Annotated in this window: 20 protein-coding genes and 2 tRNA genes; 9 read left to right on the top strand and 13 right to left on the bottom strand. The window is 32.9% G+C overall.

Going from position 1 to position 21205, the window contains the following annotated elements; genetic code table 11:
* Positions 1–260: 260 nt before the first annotated feature.
* Positions 261–1133, bottom strand: a complete 873-nt coding sequence (locus ERX46_RS12215) for a cyanophycinase (protein ID WP_130094158.1) — start codon at positions 1131–1133, stop codon at positions 261–263.
* Positions 1134–1245: 112 nt separating this feature from the next.
* Between ERX46_RS12215 and cphA the strand changes: the two genes are divergently transcribed.
* From cphA to ERX46_RS12245, 6 genes are all read left to right on the top strand, one after another.
* Complete coding sequence (gene cphA / locus ERX46_RS12220; RefSeq protein WP_130094159.1) at positions 1246–3882, top strand: cyanophycin synthetase; 2637 nt, start codon at positions 1246–1248, stop codon at positions 3880–3882.
* Positions 3883–4093: 211 nt separating this feature from the next.
* Positions 4094–4507, top strand: coding sequence for a hypothetical protein (locus ERX46_RS12225; RefSeq protein WP_130094160.1), 414 nt, complete (start codon positions 4094–4096; stop codon positions 4505–4507).
* Between the two features lie 251 nt (positions 4508–4758).
* Positions 4759–6594: a T9SS type A sorting domain-containing protein gene (locus tag ERX46_RS12230; protein WP_130094161.1), complete on the top strand. Its 1836-nt coding sequence runs from the start codon at positions 4759–4761 to the stop codon at positions 6592–6594.
* A gap of 188 nt (positions 6595–6782) precedes the next feature.
* On the top strand, positions 6783–7886 hold the full coding sequence (locus tag ERX46_RS12235) for a GTPase (RefSeq protein WP_165366230.1): 1104 nt from the start codon (positions 6783–6785) through the stop codon (positions 7884–7886).
* A 61-nt stretch (positions 7887–7947) separates the two neighbouring features.
* Positions 7948–8202 carry a DUF2188 domain-containing protein gene (locus ERX46_RS12240; RefSeq protein WP_130094163.1) on the top strand — a complete coding sequence of 85 codons (255 nt, stop codon included), beginning with the start codon at positions 7948–7950 and terminating at the stop codon, positions 8200–8202.
* A gap of 5 nt (positions 8203–8207) precedes the next feature.
* On the top strand, positions 8208–8828 hold the full coding sequence (locus tag ERX46_RS12245; RefSeq protein WP_130094164.1) for a hypothetical protein: 621 nt from the start codon (positions 8208–8210) through the stop codon (positions 8826–8828).
* 187 nt (positions 8829–9015) lie between these two features.
* Here the strand turns inward: ERX46_RS12245 and ERX46_RS12250 are convergent, their stop codons facing one another.
* On the bottom strand, positions 9016–9228 hold the full coding sequence (locus ERX46_RS12250) for a hypothetical protein (protein WP_130094165.1): 213 nt from the start codon (positions 9226–9228) through the stop codon (positions 9016–9018).
* A 198-nt stretch (positions 9229–9426) separates the two neighbouring features.
* Between ERX46_RS12250 and ERX46_RS12255 the strand changes: the two genes are divergently transcribed.
* The gene (locus ERX46_RS12255; RefSeq protein ID WP_130094166.1) at positions 9427–9738 is read left to right on the top strand and encodes a polysaccharide deacetylase family protein; all 312 of its coding nucleotides are present in this window, start codon (positions 9427–9429) and stop codon (positions 9736–9738) included.
* A gap of 57 nt (positions 9739–9795) precedes the next feature.
* Positions 9796–10206, top strand: coding sequence for a polysaccharide deacetylase family protein (locus tag ERX46_RS12260; protein WP_130094167.1), 411 nt, complete (start codon positions 9796–9798; stop codon positions 10204–10206).
* A gap of 46 nt (positions 10207–10252) precedes the next feature.
* Here ERX46_RS12260 and ERX46_RS17525 read toward each other — a convergent pair whose 3' ends face one another.
* The 3 genes from ERX46_RS17525 to ERX46_RS12270 all read right to left on the bottom strand — a co-directional run bounded on the left by ERX46_RS17525 (position 10253) and on the right by ERX46_RS12270 (position 12529).
* Entirely contained in the window at positions 10253–10390 is a 138-nt protein-coding gene (locus ERX46_RS17525; RefSeq protein ID WP_165366223.1) for a hypothetical protein, read from the bottom strand.
* Positions 10391–10443: 53 nt separating this feature from the next.
* Entirely contained in the window at positions 10444–11901 is a 1458-nt protein-coding gene (locus ERX46_RS12265; protein WP_130094168.1) for an NAD(P)/FAD-dependent oxidoreductase, read from the bottom strand.
* Positions 11902–12340: 439 nt separating this feature from the next.
* A complete protein-coding gene (locus tag ERX46_RS12270) occupies positions 12341–12529 on the bottom strand; it encodes a hypothetical protein (protein WP_130094169.1) in 189 nt (62 codons plus the stop codon).
* 70 nt (positions 12530–12599) lie between these two features.
* On the opposite strand from ERX46_RS12270, the gene ERX46_RS12275 reads away from it, so the two are divergent.
* Positions 12600–13901 carry an IS4 family transposase gene (locus ERX46_RS12275; RefSeq protein WP_130094170.1) on the top strand — a complete coding sequence of 434 codons (1302 nt, stop codon included), beginning with the start codon at positions 12600–12602 and terminating at the stop codon, positions 13899–13901.
* 815 nt (positions 13902–14716) lie between these two features.
* Here ERX46_RS12275 and ERX46_RS12280 read toward each other — a convergent pair.
* The 8 genes from ERX46_RS12280 to ERX46_RS12310 all read right to left on the bottom strand — a co-directional run bounded on the left by ERX46_RS12280 (position 14717) and on the right by ERX46_RS12310 (position 21202).
* The gene (locus ERX46_RS12280) at positions 14717–14932 is read right to left on the bottom strand and encodes a hypothetical protein (protein WP_130094171.1); all 216 of its coding nucleotides are present in this window, start codon (positions 14930–14932) and stop codon (positions 14717–14719) included.
* On the bottom strand, positions 14926–15060 hold the full coding sequence (locus ERX46_RS17795; protein ID WP_262708096.1) for a hypothetical protein: 135 nt from the start codon (positions 15058–15060) through the stop codon (positions 14926–14928). The genes ERX46_RS12280 and ERX46_RS17795 overlap by 7 nt, the downstream gene beginning before the upstream one ends.
* Positions 15057–15815, bottom strand: a complete 759-nt coding sequence (locus tag ERX46_RS12285) for a metallophosphoesterase (RefSeq protein WP_130094172.1) — start codon at positions 15813–15815, stop codon at positions 15057–15059. Before ERX46_RS12285 ends, ERX46_RS17795 begins: the two co-directional genes overlap by 4 nt.
* A gap of 1120 nt (positions 15816–16935) precedes the next feature.
* Positions 16936–17019: transfer RNA gene (locus ERX46_RS12290), tRNA-Leu, on the bottom strand.
* Positions 17020–17062: 43 nt separating this feature from the next.
* Positions 17063–17135: transfer RNA gene (locus ERX46_RS12295), tRNA-Gly, on the bottom strand.
* 465 nt (positions 17136–17600) lie between these two features.
* Positions 17601–18437 (bottom strand): metallophosphoesterase family protein, encoded by an 837-nt coding sequence (locus tag ERX46_RS12300; protein WP_130094173.1) that lies wholly within the window; start codon positions 18435–18437, stop codon positions 17601–17603.
* Between the two features lie 6 nt (positions 18438–18443).
* Positions 18444–19799, bottom strand: coding sequence for a sodium:solute symporter family transporter (locus ERX46_RS12305; RefSeq protein WP_242494575.1), 1356 nt, complete (start codon positions 19797–19799; stop codon positions 18444–18446).
* Positions 19784–21202, bottom strand: a complete 1419-nt coding sequence (locus ERX46_RS12310; RefSeq protein WP_130094174.1) for a SusD/RagB family nutrient-binding outer membrane lipoprotein — start codon at positions 21200–21202, stop codon at positions 19784–19786. Before ERX46_RS12310 ends, ERX46_RS12305 begins: the two co-directional genes overlap by 16 nt.
* Positions 21203–21205 lie beyond the last annotated feature (3 nt).

The following is a 21205-nucleotide window of genomic DNA, read 5'->3' on the forward strand; positions in this document are numbered from 1 at the left end:
CGTCCTTTCCATTATCAAAACATTATGTGATTTGAAAATTCAATGATTCAATTATCCAAATGAAAAAACATTGTACGAAGATACAATGTAGGGACGATTTGTAAATCGTCCTTTCCATTATCAAAACATTATGTGATTTGATAATTCAATGATTCAAAAATCTAATTGAAAAAAAAATTACAATAAAAAGGACGATTTGCAAATCGTCCTTTTCATTATCAAAACATTATGTGATTTAAAAAAATCATTGAAAATACCATCTACACAAACTCAGCATTCATTGGCAAGACCTTAATTGTTCTTGTTTCAATTTCGAATTTATCACCATTTGATAAAACATGCGTTAACATATTAACCACTGTCATTGGCGTTCCAAATTCTAGAATATGCTGGTAATTATGAGTTGCTTCTCTTGTATCAAAAACAATAACCATTCCTGATCCAATCACTTGAAATTCTTTTTCATTTGTAATAATTAAACCAGTATCTTCTGCCAAACCAACTCCAATCAAGTCAGGATGTTTAGCAACAGCTTCTGTTAGTCTACCAAATCTACCACGGCGAATAAAGTGTGAATCTATAATAAGTTGAGAAATGAATCCCATTCCTTTCCCCATGTCCACAACTCCTTTTCTGAAAGAATCTTTATTTGTCCCTCCTGCAATCATTTGGTGCGACATACACATCGCTCCAGCACTTGTTCCTGCAATTACAAAAGGTTCGTTTCTATATTTATCGAGCATCAAACGGTGCATTGAAGTCCCCAACATCTTTTTAGTGATATTGGATTGATTTCCACCCGAAAACATAACTGCATTTGCTGTTCTAATTAACTCAATGTTTTCAGGAATCTCTGAGTCGCTGCGTTCTAAAATTTGTAGGATATGTATATTTGTACATCCCAATTTCTTAAAAGCATCTTTATAATTTTCTGCTATTTCTTCAGGAATACTAGATGCAGCTGGGATTACAACAATCTTAGCATCTAATCCCCCGGCTTGTTTTACAACATGATAAAGAATTCCGTCGCCTACAAAATCAAAACTGTATGCATCTTCTTTTCCATTTCTGTTGCCTTTGTCCTCATTTCCACCAATTGGAATTAGAATCCCTTTAACACTACTATTATTCATTCAGGTATTAATTTTATATAAAACGACGAAAATAGATGTATTTATTGAATCAAAATCATATATTTAAGAATTACTTGAAGAAATCATCAAAAAACTTAAAATTTTACATCTTATGAAAATACGCAGTATCAATGCCATGAGAGGTCCAAATTACTGGTCAATTCGTCGTCATAAATTAATTGTAATGGTTTTAGACCTACAAGAAATGGAACAATTACCCACGAACAAAGTAGACGGTTTTCGTGAGCGATTGGAAAAGATGTTTCCTGATATGTATGGTCACCGATGTTCGGTTGGAACACCAGGAGGATTCTTTCAGCGGGTAGATGAAGGAACTTGGATGGGGCACGTTATAGAACATATCGCTCTTGAAATTCAAACCCTTGCTGGAATGGATGTCGGATTTGGTAGAACTCGTGGGTATGGTGAAGAAGGCGTTTATAATGTTGTATTTAATTATATGGAAGAAGAAGTTGGACGTTTTGCTGCTGAAAGTTCAGTGGCAATTTGTGAAGCTTTAATAAGTGGTGCAGATTATGATTTAGGAGCAGATATTCAGAAAATGCGTGAATTACGCGAATCTGTTCGACTTGGACCAAGCACAGGTTCAATAATTGAAGAAGCTGAAGCAAGAAATATTCCTTGGATAAGATTGAATAAATATTCACTTTGCCAATTGGGTTACGGGGCAAATCAAAAACGTATTCAAGCGACAGTTACTAGCGAAACAAGCAGCATTGGTGTTGAATTGGCTTGCGATAAGGAAGACACAAAATACATATTAGAACAAGCTGAAGTTCCAGTTCCAAGGGGAGAAATCATCCGAAATGAATCTAGCTTAAAAGATGCATGTGATTATGTGAGATTTCCACTTGTTATTAAGCCTATTGATGGAAATCATGGAAGAGGAATTACTGTTAACATACAAAATTATGAAGATGCTGTTGTGGCTTTCAATGCTGCAAAAGAAGTTTCAAGATCTGTTATTGTTGAGAAATTCGTTGTGGGGGAAGATTACAGATTATTAGTAATTAATAATGTATTGGTAGCTGCAGCAAAAAGAACTCCAGCGCATGTTATTGGTGACGGCGAACACAATGTTCAACAACTTATTGATAAAGTAAATGCAGATCCTTTACGTGGATACGGACATGAAAACGTGTTGACAAGAATAACAATAAACGAACTTACACAAACCATTATAAAAGCAGCTGGCTATACTTTAGAAAGTGTTCTTCCCAAAGATGAAAGACTTATCTTAAAAGACACAGCAAACCTTTCTACGGGAGGAACTTCAGAAGATGTTACAGATATCGTTCACCCTGCGAATATTTCAATGGTAGAACGTATTTCCAAAATTATTGATTTAGATATTTGTGGAGTTGACATTATGACAACCGATATTTCTCAACCTTTGGATGAAACTGGCGGAGCTGTTCTTGAAGTTAATGCAGGTCCTGGATTCAGAATGCACCTTGCTCCTTCTAAAGGATTGGCGAGAAATGTAGCTGCTCCAGTAATTGACAAATTATTTCCACAAGGTACAACAGGTAGAATTCCAATTATTGCAATTACAGGAACAAACGGTAAAACAACAACAACTCGTTTAATTGCGCACATTGCTAAATTGAACGGAAAACGAGTTGGATATACTACCAGTGATGGAGTTTACATTCAAAATCGTTTATTAATGACGGGGGATTGCACAGGTCCTTCAAGTGCAGAATTTGTATTGAAAGATCCAACTGTAAACTTCGCTGTTTTAGAATGTGCCCGAGGTGGATTATTGCGTGCAGGTCTTGGATTTAAAAAATGTGATATCGGAATTGTAACGAACGTTGCAGCTGATCACCTTGGTTTAAAAGGAATTCATACTATAGAGCAATTAGCGAAAGTGAAAGGAGTAATTCCAGAAACTGTATTGCCATCAGGATATGCGATTTTGAACGCTGATGATCCTTTGGTTTATGAAATGCGCAAGAACATAACTTGTAATTTGGCTTTATTCTCAATGGATGAAAATAACAGTCATATTCAAGCGCTTCAGAAACGTGGTGGAATAACTGCGATTTATGAAAATGGATATGTTACGCTTTGCAGAGGTCAATGGAAAATGCGTATCATGAAAGCAGAACATATTCCGCTTACTTATGGTGGAAAAGCTGAGTTTATGATTAAGAATGTTTTACCAGCTGTTTTGGCTGCAAATATTCAAGGAATTAGCATTGAAGACACAAGAGCAGCTTTGGAAACGTTTATTCCTTCGCCAACTCAAACGCCAGGAAGATTGAATGTTTTTGAATTTAATAAATTCACTGTGCTTCTAGATTACGCTCACAATCCAGCAGGAATGAGAGCATTGAAACAATTCGTTGATTCATTTGATTCTACAGAAAAAGTAGGAATTATTTCAGGAATTGGAGACAGACGTTTAGAAGACAATAGAGAAATAGGAAGCGTTGCTGCCACAATGTTTGATAAAATTATCATCCGACAAGACAAGCATTTACGTGGTAAAACTGAGGAACAAATCATTGCGATGGTTCTTGAGGGAATTAACCAAGAAAATTCGAGTATGGAAACCACAATAATTCCATCAGAGAGAGATGCTATAATTCACGCAGTAGAAAATGCTAAGCCAGGTTCTTTAATCGTAATTAGCAGTGATGTTATTCCTGAAGCACTTGAATTAGTTGCGAAATTGAAAGATCAAGAATCTCAAGAGAATGCTAGAACTTTTCAAAAATAGTATTAAGTAATTGATAAAATTTTAAGCAACGGCAATACTTCTATAGTGTTGCCGTTTTTGATTTCAAACTTTGATCGTTTAAATAGAACTCTGGACATACTCTAATAAAACCCGCTGCATTTATATTAGATGTTAAATCATCTTCAAAATATTGAGTTCGTGATTTTAAATAGTAATTTGCTGATTATTAAATACAACCAAATAGATAAAGATGAAACAATTTCTAACATTATTTATAGCATCGACTTTATTATTCACTATTTCTGTAGGATGCAAAAAAATCTCTACACCAAACGATGAGTCTCGGAAACTGTTTGGCTCATGGAACTATCATAGCAATTCAGGTGGATTTACCGGAGCTGGCGGAAGCACAAAATATTGCACTGGAAGTTGGATAGAATTTACCGAAAAAGGTTTTTTCAGAGTTTATGAAGAATTCAAAGAGAAAAAGAAAACACAAGTGAGATATAAAATAGAAATGAAAGAATCTATTCACTCCGCTGATAAAAGGTCCGCCATCGTATACAAAAATGGAAGTTATGATACCTATCAAATTGAAGACAATAAACTTTACATAAGTGATGATAATTACGACGGGTTCTTATATGTTTTTACTCGGAAATAAGGAGTTATCAATTTTACCCCGTTGAAAATTATCGTCGGAAAAGCATTTCATTTAACAGTAATTTCCATAAATCTCAAAACACATCCTAACTCACTTAATTCAAAGGAATTACCTCAAAGAAAGATCGTCAGAATGAATTAATATAAATTCTAATTGACAACATTTGAAAAGTTCGATTTTAAATGTAATTTTATGATTGATATAAAGCAGAAAACGCTACTAATTCATTGCTTTGATATCTTAATACAGATATGAGATATACACTACTATTTACATTCGTCTTTTTTTTAAACATAGGTAATACCCAAACAGGACCAGGAGGAGTTGGTTCAAATGACGGAAATTCTAATCTTGTTTTATGGTTAAACGCAAATACTGTAACCGGTACAAACGGCTCAACCATAACTTCATGGAATGACCAATCAGGGTATGGAAATGATTTTTCTAGTCCCAATGGTGCTCTATTTAATACATCAGCAATTAATGGATATCCTGCTTTTAAATTTGATGGGAGTTCTCTTTACTTCGAAAGAGCCTTTACAAGTAAGTTGAATCCTATCAATTATTCAATATTCTCTGCTTCAAATCCAACTTCGAGTGGTGCATACAAAACAATCGTATCCAATAGAGATGATCCATCAGATGCTAGTCAAAGAACTGGGTTTATGTTATATTGCAGACCATCCTCTAACATTTGGTCCTTCTGGACTGGTCAATTTGGCACATTTTGGAATACAATTAATGCATTTACAGTAACCGTTGGAAATTGGGCGGATCAACAAATTCATTATGACCATAACTCCACTATTAAGAAAAGACTATTTATCAATAATAGCTTAGAAGCTAGTTCATCTAGTAATTCGAATGTCAATACAAAAAAACCATACAGAGTTGGAGCTGGTAGAAATGAAAGTACTCCTAGTTTTTTCTTTAATGGTGAAATTGGAGAAATAATAATGTTTGATAAAACAGTGAATAGTACTCAAAGAATAATTGTAGCAAACTATTTATCAGCAAAGTATAATTACACTTTAAGTACAAATGATATTTACGTTCATGACAATAGTCCAAATGGTGATTTTGATCATGACGTTGCCGGAATCGGAAGAGTAAATGCAGCAAACTTTCACGACGATTCTCAAGGAACTGGAATGGTGAGAATTCTAAATCCTAATAAATTAGAAGATAATGAATTTTTATTTTGGGGACACAATAACGGGATTAGAGAAGCTGTTGAAGAAACGGATGTACCACCAACAGTTGGTGCGCGTTTTGACAGAGTTTGGCGAGTAAGTGAAGTCGACCAAAATGCCGATGCTGTGGATGTTGGAGCAATTGATATGCGATTTGACCTTACAGGCTTAGGACCGGTAACACCTTCAGATTTACGCTTATTGGTGGATATTAATAATAATGGAAATTTCAATGATGATACTCCGATTACAGGAGCCACTTCAGTTGGAGGAAATATTTACCAGTTTGCAGGAGTTACAGCTATCGCAAATAACAGTAGATTTACATTAGGGACGATTAATGTAGCTCAAACACCACTTCCTATTGAATTAATTTATTTTGATGCAAAACCTTATCAAGATTATAAAGTAAATTTAGATTGGCAAACTGCTTCGGAAAGAAATAATGATTATTTTACCATTGATAAATCTACAGATGGAATTCAATGGAAAAAGGTAAATAAAGTTGAAGGTGCTGGAAATTCAGCCAGCTTAATAAAATATTCTTCAATTGACGAGAGTCCATTCAAAGGAATCTCATACTATCGATTGAAGCAAACTGATTTTGATGGTAAGTTTACTTATTCTGCAACAAAAAGTGTAATTATTAAGGGACAGGAAAATTCGGAAATAGAAGTTTTTCCAAATCCTTCGGAAAGTCAACTCACTTTAATTGGAAGTAAATTTGAGTTAGAAAATATTAGTATTTGCAATGTTCTTGGGCAAGATGTTACAAAATTTACCCTACAAAATAAATATTCTTCAACAAAATGCACAATTGATTTATCTTTATTAAATGAAGGTATTTATTACATTAATACCAGTTCTCAAACCAAGAAAATAATTAAGCAGTAGACTAAGTTAAAAATTTAATTTCCAAAATATAAACCCATAATTACCCGCTTTTATTGCAGTTTTACTGAATTTGTCGCAGCATATGCGTCATCCGTGATCCAACATATCAATGCCATCAGCTATTTATATACTATATCAATTAACCCAAAACCTTCTTTATTTAACAAATCCTAATTATCTTTATGAACATGAAAATCGATAAGATGAATCCGAATGAAATAATTAGCAAATTCAAAAAGGATTTAGAAAACTTTAAGAATGCGAAAATCAAATGCGGAATCATTGGTCGCAGTGGAACGGGGAAATCATCATTGATTAACGCCATTGCTGGTGAAGAAATTGCCGAAGTTGGTGAGATTGAAACTACGATGGACATCAATGAGCCGATTGAACTCAATGGATTACTTTTCTTTGATCTTCCGGGTTGTTCAACTACAAAATTTCCAAAGGAGAAATACATTGAAGAATTTGAAATTAAGGATTTTGATTGTGTAATTTTAGTTACATCCGATAGATTCTATGAAGATGATTTGTATTTGATCCAGGAATTAATAAAAATCAAAAAACCTGTATTTGCGGTTAGAACAAAGATTGATTTTTCCATTGAAAGAGGATTAAAAAGAGGTATTTCCGCAGAAGAGACTTACAAAAAAGTTTATGATAACATTGCAGAGAATTTAAAAGGAAATAAAGTCAATGGAATCTATCTAACTTCTGCTGATTATCCAAAAGAATACGATTTCAGCAAACTTTTGGAAGATATTTTTTTTTCTCTAAGTGATTTTAAAAAAGAAAGATTTATAGCGGATATCAATATTACGAGCCAAAGAATTCTTGAAGAAAAAAGAAGAATTGCGGAGAAAATAGTCATGAGATATTCAGCTCTAGCTGCAGCGAATGGCATCAATCCAATTCCTGGAGTTGATATAGGTCTTGACATCGCTTTAATGGTGAAAATGTCTCAAGAAGTTCAAACTATTTACGGTTTAAATAAAGAACAGCAAGAATTCAATATTCAATTCTTGGATAAAAAGAGCGCAAAATTCATTGCATCCAAGGTACTTCAGTACACGTCAAGATATGGCGGAAGAGATGCGATTATGATCTTACTCAAAAAAGTCAGTACAACAATTGCCACAAAAACAGCTTCAAAATGGCTGCCATTTGTTGGTCAAGCAATAGCCGCTGGAATAGGTTTCAAAATGACATCCTGGATTGGAAAAGACATGATTAAAGAAGCAGAAGAAATTGCTGTGGAGACTTTTGAAGCTTTGAAGGTTTCTGGGAGTTGAAAAAAAAATACTTATAAGATTCGTCCAAATAGGAGATTTTTTATTGTATATTTGGTATAACATGATAAAGGACAGAAAAAAAACATTAAGTATAAAATTCAGGAATGCTGGATCTTCAGGAAGAAAACTACACGTCATGTCCCGTAATGGATTTTGGGTAGTTTTCAGAGAAGGTTCTGAAAAGATAATTTCTGAATTTGATACGAAGAGAAATGCGATATTGAATGGGAAAAAATTACTTAGTTCTGAAGAAGCTAACGTTTTAGTAGTTCATAGAACTGATGGAAGTGTTGAAAAAATTCAAACAAGCAATTAAATCCTATGGCTTTTGAAAATAATCTTTTCATAAACTGTCCATTCGATAAAGAATTCAAACCAATCCTAAAAATTTTAATATTCAGCTCCATATATTTAGGATATAAACCTTTACTTTCTGAAACAACAAATTCCGCAGAAACAAGAGTTGATGGTATTCATGATTTAATTTCGAAAGCTAAATACAGTATTCATGATCTATCACGAATGGAATCAACAAAAGAAAACGAGTTAGCTCGTTTTAATATGCCTTTTGAACTTGGGATTGACATTGGTTGTAAAAAATTCGGTAATACCCAGATGAATAAAAAGTGTTTACTAATTTTCGATAAAACAAAATATCGTTATCAAAAATCCATTTCAGATTTATCAGGTAATGACATAGAAATTCATAATAATGACCCTGAAATAGCTTTAAGGAAATTTAGAAATTGGATATACAAAATAAAATCTACTAAGATTGATAGCGCAAATAAAATTTGGAGACTATATAATGAATTCAATGGTGATTTCTTTGAAATTGCAAAAACTGATGAATTGAGTAAGGCTGATATTGAAGAAATGCCGTTAGAAGAAATTTGTCTTTACATCACAGAATGGAAAAAAGGAAGAGACCATTTTAAATAACAAAAAACAGCTTCAAAATGGCTGCCATTTGTTGGTCAAGCAATAGCCGCTGGAATAGGTTTTAAAATGACTTCTTGGATTGGAAAAAACTAAAGTTATGTTTTTTCTTTCAATAAATTCATCAAGCTTTTGAAGTTTTTTAGTTATCAAAAAGCTAATTAACAGATTAGTATCAAGAATTAATTGCCTACTCTTCATTTCTGAGCTTTCTTACAATCTCGACTTCCTTAGTTATTTCTTTTATTGAAATTTCATCTTCAGCTTTAGTCCTCAACTCTTTCAATAATGAAGAGAAGTTAAATTTTTTTTCACTAGTAATTTTAATTAGATTTAACTCAACTAAACTATTCAAAAGTTTCTTTGCTTTAGGATTCAAAATCTCTATGCGAGTGGTTTCCATAATAATTGTATTTATTATAAATTTAAGAAATTAGTTTGAGTTACTAAAATCTTTACTCACATATTGTTTGATGTTTCAATATATGAAGTTCAGAGAATCTGATTATGGATTCATAAAGATTTTTAACTTTAGCTAAGACATTAACAATTTACTTGGGTTTTCAGATTTGGATGATAAAAATATTTAAAATAATATAACTTGATAAATCTAAAGCTCATATTAATACTTGTACCAATTTTATTCTCTTGTGGGGAATTAAAAAACATTTTAAACCACTCAAGTCTGCAAGATGATAAAACGACAAACGAATCAGGAGTTGTGATAACTTTTGATGACAATACTGTTAATGATTGGCATGCTGTAAATGAAGTTTTAAGTTTTTATGATTGGAAAGCGACCTTTTTTGTTTCAAATTTCAACACACTTTTTGAAACCGAAATACTAAAACTTAAATCATTAAAGCGAGAAGGTCATGAGATTGCTGGTCACGGTTTTCAACACGTCAATTAAGTAAACTATATTACTGAAAACGGAAAAGCTACTTACCTAAATGTAGAGATTTATCCAATGTTAAACTTGATGAGAGAAAATGGTTTACCAATAACTTCGTTTTCTTATCCTTTTGGTTCAAGAAATTCATCAGTGGATAGCATATTATTTAATGAATTTAAAATTTTAAGAAGTACGACTTATGGTAATCCAAAACCAAAGTCAGCTGAATGTTATTACGAAAAAGAAAGACTGGTTCGCGGTTTAGGATTAGATGGTTCATATGAGCATTCAAGCATTCCCTATTTCATTTCATTGTTAGCGTATGCTAAAAAACACAATAAAATAGTTGTCTTTTATGCACATAAACCCATTCCTACTCTTGAAAACATTTATCAAGTGGAATATAAAACTTTAATCGAAATATGTAAATTCGTAAAAAGTAATAACATGACGTTTTATAACTTGTCTGAATTACATAATTTATAGACGGTTGAATAATATATAATTCATTTTATGAAAAATATTCTTAAGTCTACCCTCGCGTTCCACCATGACCTCCCGCAACTATAATCAAAACCTTTAAAGACAAAATAATGAATTTAAAGAATTGAATGATTGGGTTTCTCATAACAAAACGTTGGAAACCTGATATTTTAGCTGTCTCTGACATTTTTTCTAGTTTTAAATTTATAAACGGATTGATTTGAATACTTCAACGGAATACTACTCAGGGATTAGCCACCAAAATGGTTTCATTTTCGCTTTGTAGATAAAAGCATAATGTAAAGCCAGTTTTAACCAGTGTCCAGCTAAGCCGATTTCTCCAAAGGTTTTCCCTAATTGTCGTCCATGTGTATCAGGATATTTTTCGTAATCTGGAACAATCGGATAAGTGGTAATACTCACTCCACTCCCACTGAAAGTTCCATATCCTGCCGAAGCGATACAAGCAGCTCCCATGTTCCCCATCGAACCTTTGTGCTTTAATGACGTCTTATTGCCTTTTATGGAATCGATGATGTTATCGGCTACTATTTTAGCTGTAATTCCAGATGGCATTCCTGTTCTTGGAGGTGCCGGAAAAATTTCTGTTCCATTTGTACTTTTTCTCGGTTTCGAAATAGAATGTGGCGGAGCAAAAGCAATTCCTGGCGCAAAAATATTAGGATAAGAAGGATTTTGATATGTTTCTGGCCAATCTTTAACCGACCATTCTTCATAAGGTTTTGCAGTATAATCTGCATCTACAATCATGAATCCTTTAAATAACTTTTCAGTAATTTCTTCTTGATTTTTATCATAAGCTTTAAAACCATGTCCAGAAAATGAAGGAATCAACATTGCGAAATCATATTTCTCTGATTTATATTCTCCTTCTAAATTTTCATAATGAGCTTCACCATCTTCAATTTTGGTTACTCCAGCTCCCAAAATCCATTTGATTCCACGGTCCTTAAAGATCATCTCTAACATTTCGTTAGATTCCATTGATTTCTTTCCATAACTCAACAACATCCCGTCCATTCCAAAATCTCCTAGTTGATATTCATTAGAAATCCAAGTAATTTCAGCCATGTCACGCACTTTATGTCTTCTTAGTTCTTGTTCAACGTTTAAAATGTATTCAAAAGCAGCACCTTGACAAGTTGCTTTGGCATGTCCAGTTCCAATTAAAATCTTCGCTTTCTTACCATTTTTCATTTCTTCAATTAGAGCTTTTAATCCGCCCCAAGCTTCATCAGCGTGAGTATACGTACAAACAGAATATGCTTTATTTGTTCCCGGTTTCAATCCTTCGGTAGCTTCAAAATTCAACTTTGGACCTGTTCCATTAATTAAATAATCGTAGCTCACTTTTTCTTGTTTTCCTTTCTCTGATCCGGTTACATATTCAACCATCACATAAGGTTTAGTCTCAGTTGCATCACCTTCTGGGTGAAAAGACATCGCTTTAGCTTGTATAAATCCAATGTTCTTTTTCTTGTACAAAGGTTTTAAAGGAAATAAGATTTGCTGAGATTTCATTCGACCAATTCCAACCCAAATATTGGATGGAATCCACTGATAATTACTATTTGGTGAAACAACAACTACCTCATGTTCCTTCCCTAACTTTCTTCTTAAATGCGATGCTGCAACGTGACCTGATATTCCAGCTCCTAAAACGACTATTTTTGACATCTTGATTGGTTTAATTACTATAAACGTACAACTTCATTACAGTATTAAATGCTACTTTTGTTACATAAGTGACAAAAATTAAATGATTTAAAACAAAGGAAATATATGCGCTTCTGGACATGTTGAATTCATTATAAATGTTTCAATTAACTAATCGATTTAATCATTGAAACTTTTAGATCTCTATGAAATACTGTGGGTAATCAATTTTAATCCTTCGAAAAATTAATAGTTCTACTGCGAATTTAACTGTAACCTACATGAGTTGTATTTTAAAGTATTTATCAAAATTATCATTTCATTTTTACAAGCAAGCACATGGTGGTCTGTATTTCAATTGATTAGTCCCGGCGGGACGGAATATTAATAGCCAAGGACGTAAGTCCTTGGTTTAAAACAAATAGATATAATACAAAACCCCACATCCAGTCATCTAATATCATTTTTTCAATATAGATTTTGATTTTTTCACTCTTTTCAAGACAAAAGTATCTCTATCCTCAATAATCCATTCCATTTCTTCCCCTTTTTCTAATCCTATTGACTCTGCTATTGCAGCTGGAAAATTAACATAAAAAGATTTTGTCTTAGCTCTATCAACTTTTTGAATTTTAATTCTATATCCCATATCGATTATTTATAACTTGTATTAATACTGCTTATAAAGATAGTATATATTAATTAATTTTGAAGTTAAAATGGAAATAAAACTTCATAAAATTCTCAATGAAATCGGGATAGACGACGATTTTTTAACAAAAATCGCATATGAGACAGCGTTAATTAAACGTCAACGACTTATTAAGCCAGCTGACATTCTATTTGCAACATGTTTTGAAGCCATAAATGGAACTGCAAGTTTTAATGACATAGCATCGAAAATTGATGCTATTGGTGGAGAATCTGTTAGTAGACAGGCTGTATGGAAAAAAGCGACAGAACCCTGTATTGATTTTTTTAAAAAAGTTTTAGAAAAATGTATGCTGAGTAAAATTGAAAAAGGAGGTTTCAAAAATAAGACAAAATACAAGCGAATATTAGTTCAAGATAGCACTATAGTGAAGCTTCCTTTTCGATTGTTTGAGATATTTTCGGGTGTTTCTAATGGTCATTCTAAGGTGTGTAATGCACGTATTCAGGGAGTTTATGATTTGATTGCAGAGGAGTTTATTGAGTTTTCAATTGATCCATACAGTAAAAATGATCTAAAAGTAGCAGCTAACTTGCCTATTCAAAAATACGATTTAACCTTGCGAGATCGAGGATACTTCACAGTAGATGAAATTGAAAGACATATTTATAATCAAGCTGATTGTATTTTTAGATATAAACACAGAACGACTATATTAGATCCAGTCACTCACAATAACATTAACATACTAGATGTATTAAAGAAAGAAAACAGTCTAGACATGATGGTAAAACTAGGGCCAAAATCTAAAACTCCAGTACGCATAGTAGCATATCCTATAAGTGAAGAATTAGCAAACAATAGGAGGCACAAAGCTAAAAAAGAAAATAAATCCAAACCTTCTAAAGAATATCTTGAGCTTTTATCTTGGTCAATATACATAACTACAGTTCCAAAGGAAGAAGCTGAATACGTAACTTTATATAAGTTATATTCATTAAGATGGCGCATTGAAATTATTTTCAAAAACTGGAAATCCAATATGGCTTTTGACAAAATACATAACGTGTCAAAAATACAGCTTGATATCTTAATGCTAGCTAGATTTATTATTATCATAATATTTTCGCAAATAATCTATAGCACAGCAAGGAAAATGGTGAAGGAGTACTCAAAAAAGGATTTGAGTATGATTAAACTAACTCACTATTTATGTCGTAATCCAGAACAAATCAATAAGCTAATTAATGAACTCGTGAAACAACCTAAAAGCACCGCCAGTGTTATAGAATCGATAAGTAAATACTGTACTTATGAAAGACGAAAACGCACTAACTTTGTTGAACTAATGTATGAAATGATGGCTTAAGTTAACGCGTATGCCCTCTGGGACTTCGAATAATAAATACTTAAATAACAGGGACTTATCAAATTAAGCGAATTAGATTTTTAATAGAACGTTTCCATTTAAATAAAAGTAGAACCAAATTAACAATCGTTTAGCTTCAATTAAAACCATAGATTTTAAAACTACCCACACAAAATCATATAGAACCAAACTTTTTTTAACTTGCCCTTGGAGAAAAAAAGCTTTATAGGAAATGATCGTTTGATTTTAATAACCATTAAGATATTTAGATGTTAGATGTTAGACACTAGATAATTAGATATTAGACAAAAGACAAAAATGTCTAACAACAAAAATCTATTATTTGATATAAAACTTTTTAGGCGCTAAAGCTAGATACATTATAGTGCATAGTTTTAAGTGTTTTTGAGATCAATAAACTTAGGACAGTGAGCGCTTTACACGTAATTTGATTAAGATTAATAAACAAAGTTTAAAATTAGAAAATCGCATAACTTTCTAGCATCTACAACCCATCGTAACATAGTTCATCAAGCAATTCATAGCGTGCTTCCGTCCTCGCATTCTCTTTTGCCATGAACGATGGTTCATCTGTTACGTTAATAACTGCTGAGTCTACAAATCTTTTCAACTTATGCTTTTTTTTGGCTTGAGTCTATATAGAATTTCGTTTTTCAAAAATAATGAATCTATTATTTAAGAAAGCTTCCCATGTTAATAATTGCTTGCTCTAATTTTCATTTGAAAAACGTTCGAAGTTTTAAACCAAAGTTCAATTCACTTTTTGTGTGTTTTTATTAAACTCTATCCCTTGCTCAATATTCTTCTCTTTCTATACTTCCATTTTCCAAATCAACAATTATTGAACTAAAGTGAAATTCAAACCATTCAGTAAACAATTTCCAAGTGAGTTTAGATGGCCATTCCTTATCGTCCATACATACACCCATTAAATAATCTTCGAAGATAAATTTCCAATACTTCTTCAACGCTTTTTTCGGGTCGTTGTAAACTTGGAATTCTTTTAACAAATAGCTATTGCATTCTCGGAATTTGTAATAAATGTCTCATCTGGGAAAATATTATTCGCCCTTTCGTAAGCAGGTTCTTTTGGAATAATAATTACTAAACCTCCATTTATTGTTTGTGGATCATTCATGATTTTATTATTTTTTCTTGATTAAAATCTTTGTTCTCTCCCATCTCTACATATCCCAATTGATTAGTTAACATTGTTGTTTCATGAATCTTAAATTCAGGAATATTCTCATGGTGATGTCCATAAATCCAATAATTTGGTTTGTACTCTACAATCAAGTCAGTCAACTCGACAGCAAAGGCTTCATTTAGAATACTTCCTCTGTATTGTTGTGGATAATTCTGGAATGTTGGAACATGATGCGTTACAACAATGCTGTTTTTCAACTTACTCTCTTTCAGTGCTTTATTTAAAAACAGCAAGTTTTCTAAATGTAAATCATTGAATCTGTCTGTGGTAAAGCGAAACCTACCATATCGAATAGCTCGAAAATCATTCATTCCCCTTTCAATTTGCCATTGATGTGCAGGGTTTATTTTTGTCCAAAGTGTTGTAAAAATTAATTGTGTATCCCCTATTTGGATTGATGTATTGTTTAATAAATGAACATTAGACTTTATTTTCTCATGAAAGGCTCCGCTTTTTTGGGTAATATCAAATCCGTAGTATTCGTGATTTCCTGCAATCCAATAAGTTTCCTTGAAATTATCCGAGCAGAATTTAAAGAAATCGTTGTGCTTATCCATTATACTGAATGGAACAATATCTCCAGCTAAAATCAGAATGTCTCCAGTGGGTATAATTGGATTTTCTTTTAAAAACTTCTTGTTTTTAGGAAATTCGATATGAAGGTCTGAACAATATTGAATGGTCATTGGAGATATTTTTCATGAAGCTCAAAAAAGCCATAACTAATTTAATTCTATTTTTTTGAATGTTGACAATTCGTGGTTATTTTTTTTCAATTAGAATTAACAACTCTACTAATTATGGGAATCTTTGTTTTCTATAGTTTCATAAATTTAATTGAATCTCTTGAATATATTCGTTCATCAACTTTTAAAAACGGCTATTGTGATTGATATCAAGGCTTAGAGGTTCGTAGTAAATTCCTCAAAATTATGTAGAAGCGGTTCAACATCAAGAATCTTAAACGTTTATAACCGTTATAAATATAATCGGCTATCGTGAGTGATAACAAGAGATTAAGATTTGTAATATAATCTTCAAATCTCATTGGAAGCTGCTTAAACTAGAGAATCGTAAAAATAATTAACCGTTATAAATGGCTATCGTGAGTGATGCCAAGAAATTGAAATTTAAAATAGATTCTTCAAAATTCTTTGGAGGAGCTCAATATCAAAAAACCGAAACGTTAATTAGCGTTGATAAACGACTATTGTGATCCATATCATGGGATTGAAATATAGAAAACCATCAAATTAAAAACCAGGCATTTTGATTTCCTAACTTATCGTTGAATTAATAAAAATATAGAAGTGTGATTTTGAGCAATTTGTATAAATAAAAAAACAGAGGATAAACTAAGCTTTCGCTATGTTTATCTACCGATAAATATCGGTACTGTTTTTTGTACCTGGAGCGGGTGCCGATCTATCAGCATGGATCCGCACTGTATCTTTCTAGCAACTTCTTCATTATTTCGTCGTGTTTTTTAAGATTCTTCAAATAAACTCTAGATTTCATTCTTTTTATATGCTTTTCAATCATTCTAGCTTTTTCGTATTCTAAATTATCACACTGATAAAATACAACCCAATCTGTGGTGATTTTAGTATAAGAATCTTCAAAATATCCTGAATTATGTTATATCAACCTGTCTTTTAAATCAACACAACTTCCAATATAAAATCTATCTATAATTTTTGAATATAAAATATACACAGTCGCCATTTTTTTGGTTTTTATATTAAATATAATCAAAACCTCTTAAACGAAAAAATCCTTGCAGTTAAAAACTACAAGGATTTTTAGTACCCGGAGCGGGACTTGAACCCGCACGCCCCAAAGAGCACAGGATTTTAAGTCCGGCGTGTCTACCAATTCCACCATCCGGGCAGGATAGTATTTTATTCGATTAATCGAAGTTAACGATATATCGAGCGGGAGACGGGATTCGAACCCGCGACCCCAACCTTGGCAAGGTTGTGCTCTACCAGCTGAGCTACTCTCGCTTATATCGAGGTAACTTTCTAATCTAAATTAGATAAGTTAGCATCGTTTATATTGTTGTAATCTTGTCAATTTTTAGCTAAGAATCGTTATCCTTTTGCGGGGACAAATATAAGTGTTTTTTATTTCTTAACGTCAATAAAATATGGATTAATTTCAAAAAAATAAACATTTAATTTCAACTGCATAATAACTAGTAGATTGTATACAAAATAATTCTGTATTATTTTAACACCGAAATTGAATATTAGATTGATCTTCTAGCAAATCTAAACAACATCAATCTTCATGCTTTCACCAACAAATCGCGTTCCGGATAAAAAAAAACGAGATTATTACAATAGCTATGTACGCTACGATTTAAATTTTTGATGAAATTATTCGATTATAATTTCCACTCAGACATAAAAAGAGTGAAAATGATTGTGTGGAAGTTGGAAATACTTTTCCCTACTAATTTTGAAATCTTAAATTTGATTTTGTCTTTTTCGCTGAATTCTCATGATTTCCTCAACCAACTCCTCCCCTTGCATCTTCGTTTCTTCACTTGGCAAAATTTCACAATTGTCCCAACGTCCATCAACGATTGTTTTTACATATTCTATAGGAAGATTCTTTTGGATCATTTCTTCGCTGGCTTTTTTGAAATCATACTCCAATGAATGTATCGAAAAGGAACTCGTTTTAGAATTATAAACAACATACCAAACCCGAGTTGTCCCATCGTTGGCCGGCATTCCAATTACGCCTGGATTAATCCAATATGATTTATCAAGTTGTTGCATAAATGGAATTCCGCAATGTCCTGCGACAATAACATCAACATTCAGTTGCTTGATAATTTCTTCCTTTATTACTGAAGGAGTGCTTTTAAATATAAACTCAGAAATGTTGTCAATTCCACCGTGGATAATTCCAATTCGTAAACCATTTACTTCAATTACTTGATGATTTTTCAGTGTTTTCATCCATTCAATGTTGGATTGCGTCACTTGCATCTGAGCATACGGATACCATAAATTTGAAAAATCGGCACATCTTGAACCTTCGTCAAAATTACAACCACAGTTCTCTTCTCCTTCACGAAGTTGAACTTCAACATTTCCAGCAATGACATTGATTCCCCAATCTCTGACCGCATTTACCGTCTCGTTTGGTGATGCACAATACCCAACAACATCACCGGTATGGTAAATATTTGCCGCTGGAATTTGAAGTTTTTCGGCTTCTTCCTTTAATGCTTCTAGCGCATGAATATTACTGTAAGATCCTCCAAAAAAGAGGTGCAAATGAGAAGATTCCATTTTATACTATTTGAATTTTAACCATTTGGGAACAAAGTAAACAATAAAACACATCAATAATGCAAATAAAGTAATCCAAAGTAAGTCATTATAAGGACCGCTAGTGAAGAACATTTGTTCTGGAAAAAGATCTAACGCTGTCATAATTCCAAAAACAATTCCAACTGTTACGCTTAAAAAGAAGCTTATTTTAGGAGCAGGAATTTTCCAAAAAAGAAAAATTGGTGTTAAACCAATTACCATAACCCCGCTAATTGTAGTGGCTGAAAGAATTTTTGGATCAAAGAACAAAGGAATAGAACCCGCTATTGCAAATATAAGCATTGACCAACGCCCTACTTTTAAAGTTGCTCCTCTTTTTAAATCAACTGCAATTAATTTTGAAGCCGAAGAAAACGAAGAATCTAATGTAGAAGATGCTGAAACAATCATAATAAAATTGATCAGCAATAACATTACAGGCCCAAAGAGCGTTCCGAATGTTGTTAAATTACTAGATGTAGCACCATTTAATCGACCGTAAATACCAACAAGACTGAACAAGAAAATTAATGCTCCTCCAATTATTCCAGCAAAAATAAAACTCCATAAAGTAGTTTTTGGTTTACTGATAAATCCGCGGTCTGTCATTACTGGATCATGGAATGGATAAGAAAAACTGTGTAATAATCCAACCAAAATTAAATTGATTCCATTGTCGAATGAAAAATCTCCTTCTGTTACTACTTCTCCAAATGTTGATTGACTTTGACCATTAAAAATGACTAAAATAGAAATCAATAAAATTCCGAATAATGCGATTTGAATTAAATCAGAAAAAATGGAACTGCTTAATCCTCCTTTTAAGGAATAAATCAATGTCAATACTGTAAAAACAATCACTGAAGAGTAAAATGGAACGCTGCCATATTCTCCAAAATAATAACCAATAACCATTGTATTTGACCACACTTCATTGAATAATCGAATAGCAATTACAACTGAAAATAGCCGTAATGCTTGTCGACCAAATTTTTCTCTTAAAAAAGAGTGAATACTTGTGATTCCTCCTTTCGTTCGCATGCGATAAATAATAACTCCGGCTACCAAAAATGAAGCATAGTAAGATGCATAAGCTAAACCTCCAGTAAAACCGTGCTCAAACCCAAGATCTGAAGCAACGGCAATTGATTTAGCGAAAACCCAGGAAATAACTAAGCTTCCTGTAAGCATTCCAAAATTGGGCGATTTCCCTTTTGAATTCGCCGCAAAAAACTGTTTCGAATCCTTTGCCCATGGAGAGAAAACAATCAGCAGGAGACTGGTTACAATAACCAGCATCCATTGCCAAAATTTAAAATTATCCATTATTGCTCCCACCATCCTTTACTGTTGTAATTGTCACCTCCAATAGCTCCAACAGCTGACGAATAATTTAATCCATTCACTGCTTGTTCAGTTGAAGGATAAGCATATCTCACTGGAAATACATCGTTATTCAAATTGTCTTGAGGTATCGTTAAAACCGGAAAACCTGTTCTTCGGAAATCAAACCAAGCTTCGTAACCATTCATAAATGAAGCAATCCATTTCTGCGTCATGATTTGTTCTAAATCTGTGCCGCTTCCCAATGGAACTGAAACTTGTGATAAATATCCGCTTGGCATGGTTAATCCTAAATGATTAAATGAAGCCTGAATTCCGTTTTGATAATAAGTAGACGCCATTCCTGAAATAATTCCTTTATGTGCTGCTTCTGCTAAACAAAATTGCAGTTCAGCATACGTCATAAATGCAGCTTTTACAGCATCTGGCTCATCCCGAAGATAGCTTCCTAATAATGAAACATCACTTAAATTATAACTGTTTTGATTCTGTCTGCTCAATCCGTTCGGAATTCCATTGTACTCTTCATTGGTTGGAGTCGAATTCACGGTCGGCTTATAATAATGTTTCAATCGCGGATCGTTTAATGGAGCAAAAATATCTTCTGCTGTTTTACTCATTCTCACATCAACAAAACGGCCTTCTCGTTCTGTGAAAATAACCCATTGATTTGGAGAAGCAGATAAATAAGGAACTACAGCTTCTTGCATTCCACTTTGGAAAATTGCTCCATTGTCAACAATACTTTGCATTTCAGCGGACACATCAACTTTTCCACTGATACGTAACAAATATCGTACACGTAAACTATTGGCAAAAGCAATCCATTGATTCAAATTCCCTTGATACATGATGTCGCCATCGATCTTCTCAGTCGTTGATTGAAGCGTAATTACTGCTTTTTTAAGTAAATCAAGAATTCCACCTTCTGCTGTATAAATTAATTCTTGCTGATCAAAAGCTGGAGTAAAATTCGCTTCACTTTGACCTTTTAAGGCATCAAAATAAGGAACATTTGTCCAAAGATCTGTCAACAAACTGGCTTGATGAGCAGTGAGAATATCGGCCACAGCAGAATATGCATCATTTCCTTGTTCACTATCTTTAATGTCTTTTAAATCTTTCATTAAACGATAGGTTTCGGTCCATAAACCTTCATTGGATCCTAAATTATATCGGTCCACCGGCAAAAACTCCAAATTAGAAGAATGTTGAGCCAATAAACTTCCTGCGTGCCAACCCCAATACGCTTGATTGTTTGAACCTTCTGCAAGTACATTCGACAATAAAAATTGCGGATTTACATTTTCAGGTGCGTTTTGATTGATATTGGCTTGATCGAATTTCTTACACCCTATAAATAGGAAAGAAATAAGTGAGTATAATAATATTTTTTTCATCGT

The sequence above is a fragment of the Brumimicrobium glaciale genome (assembly GCF_004152935.1).
Lineage (GTDB): Bacteria > Bacteroidota > Bacteroidia > Flavobacteriales_D > Crocinitomicaceae > Brumimicrobium > Brumimicrobium glaciale.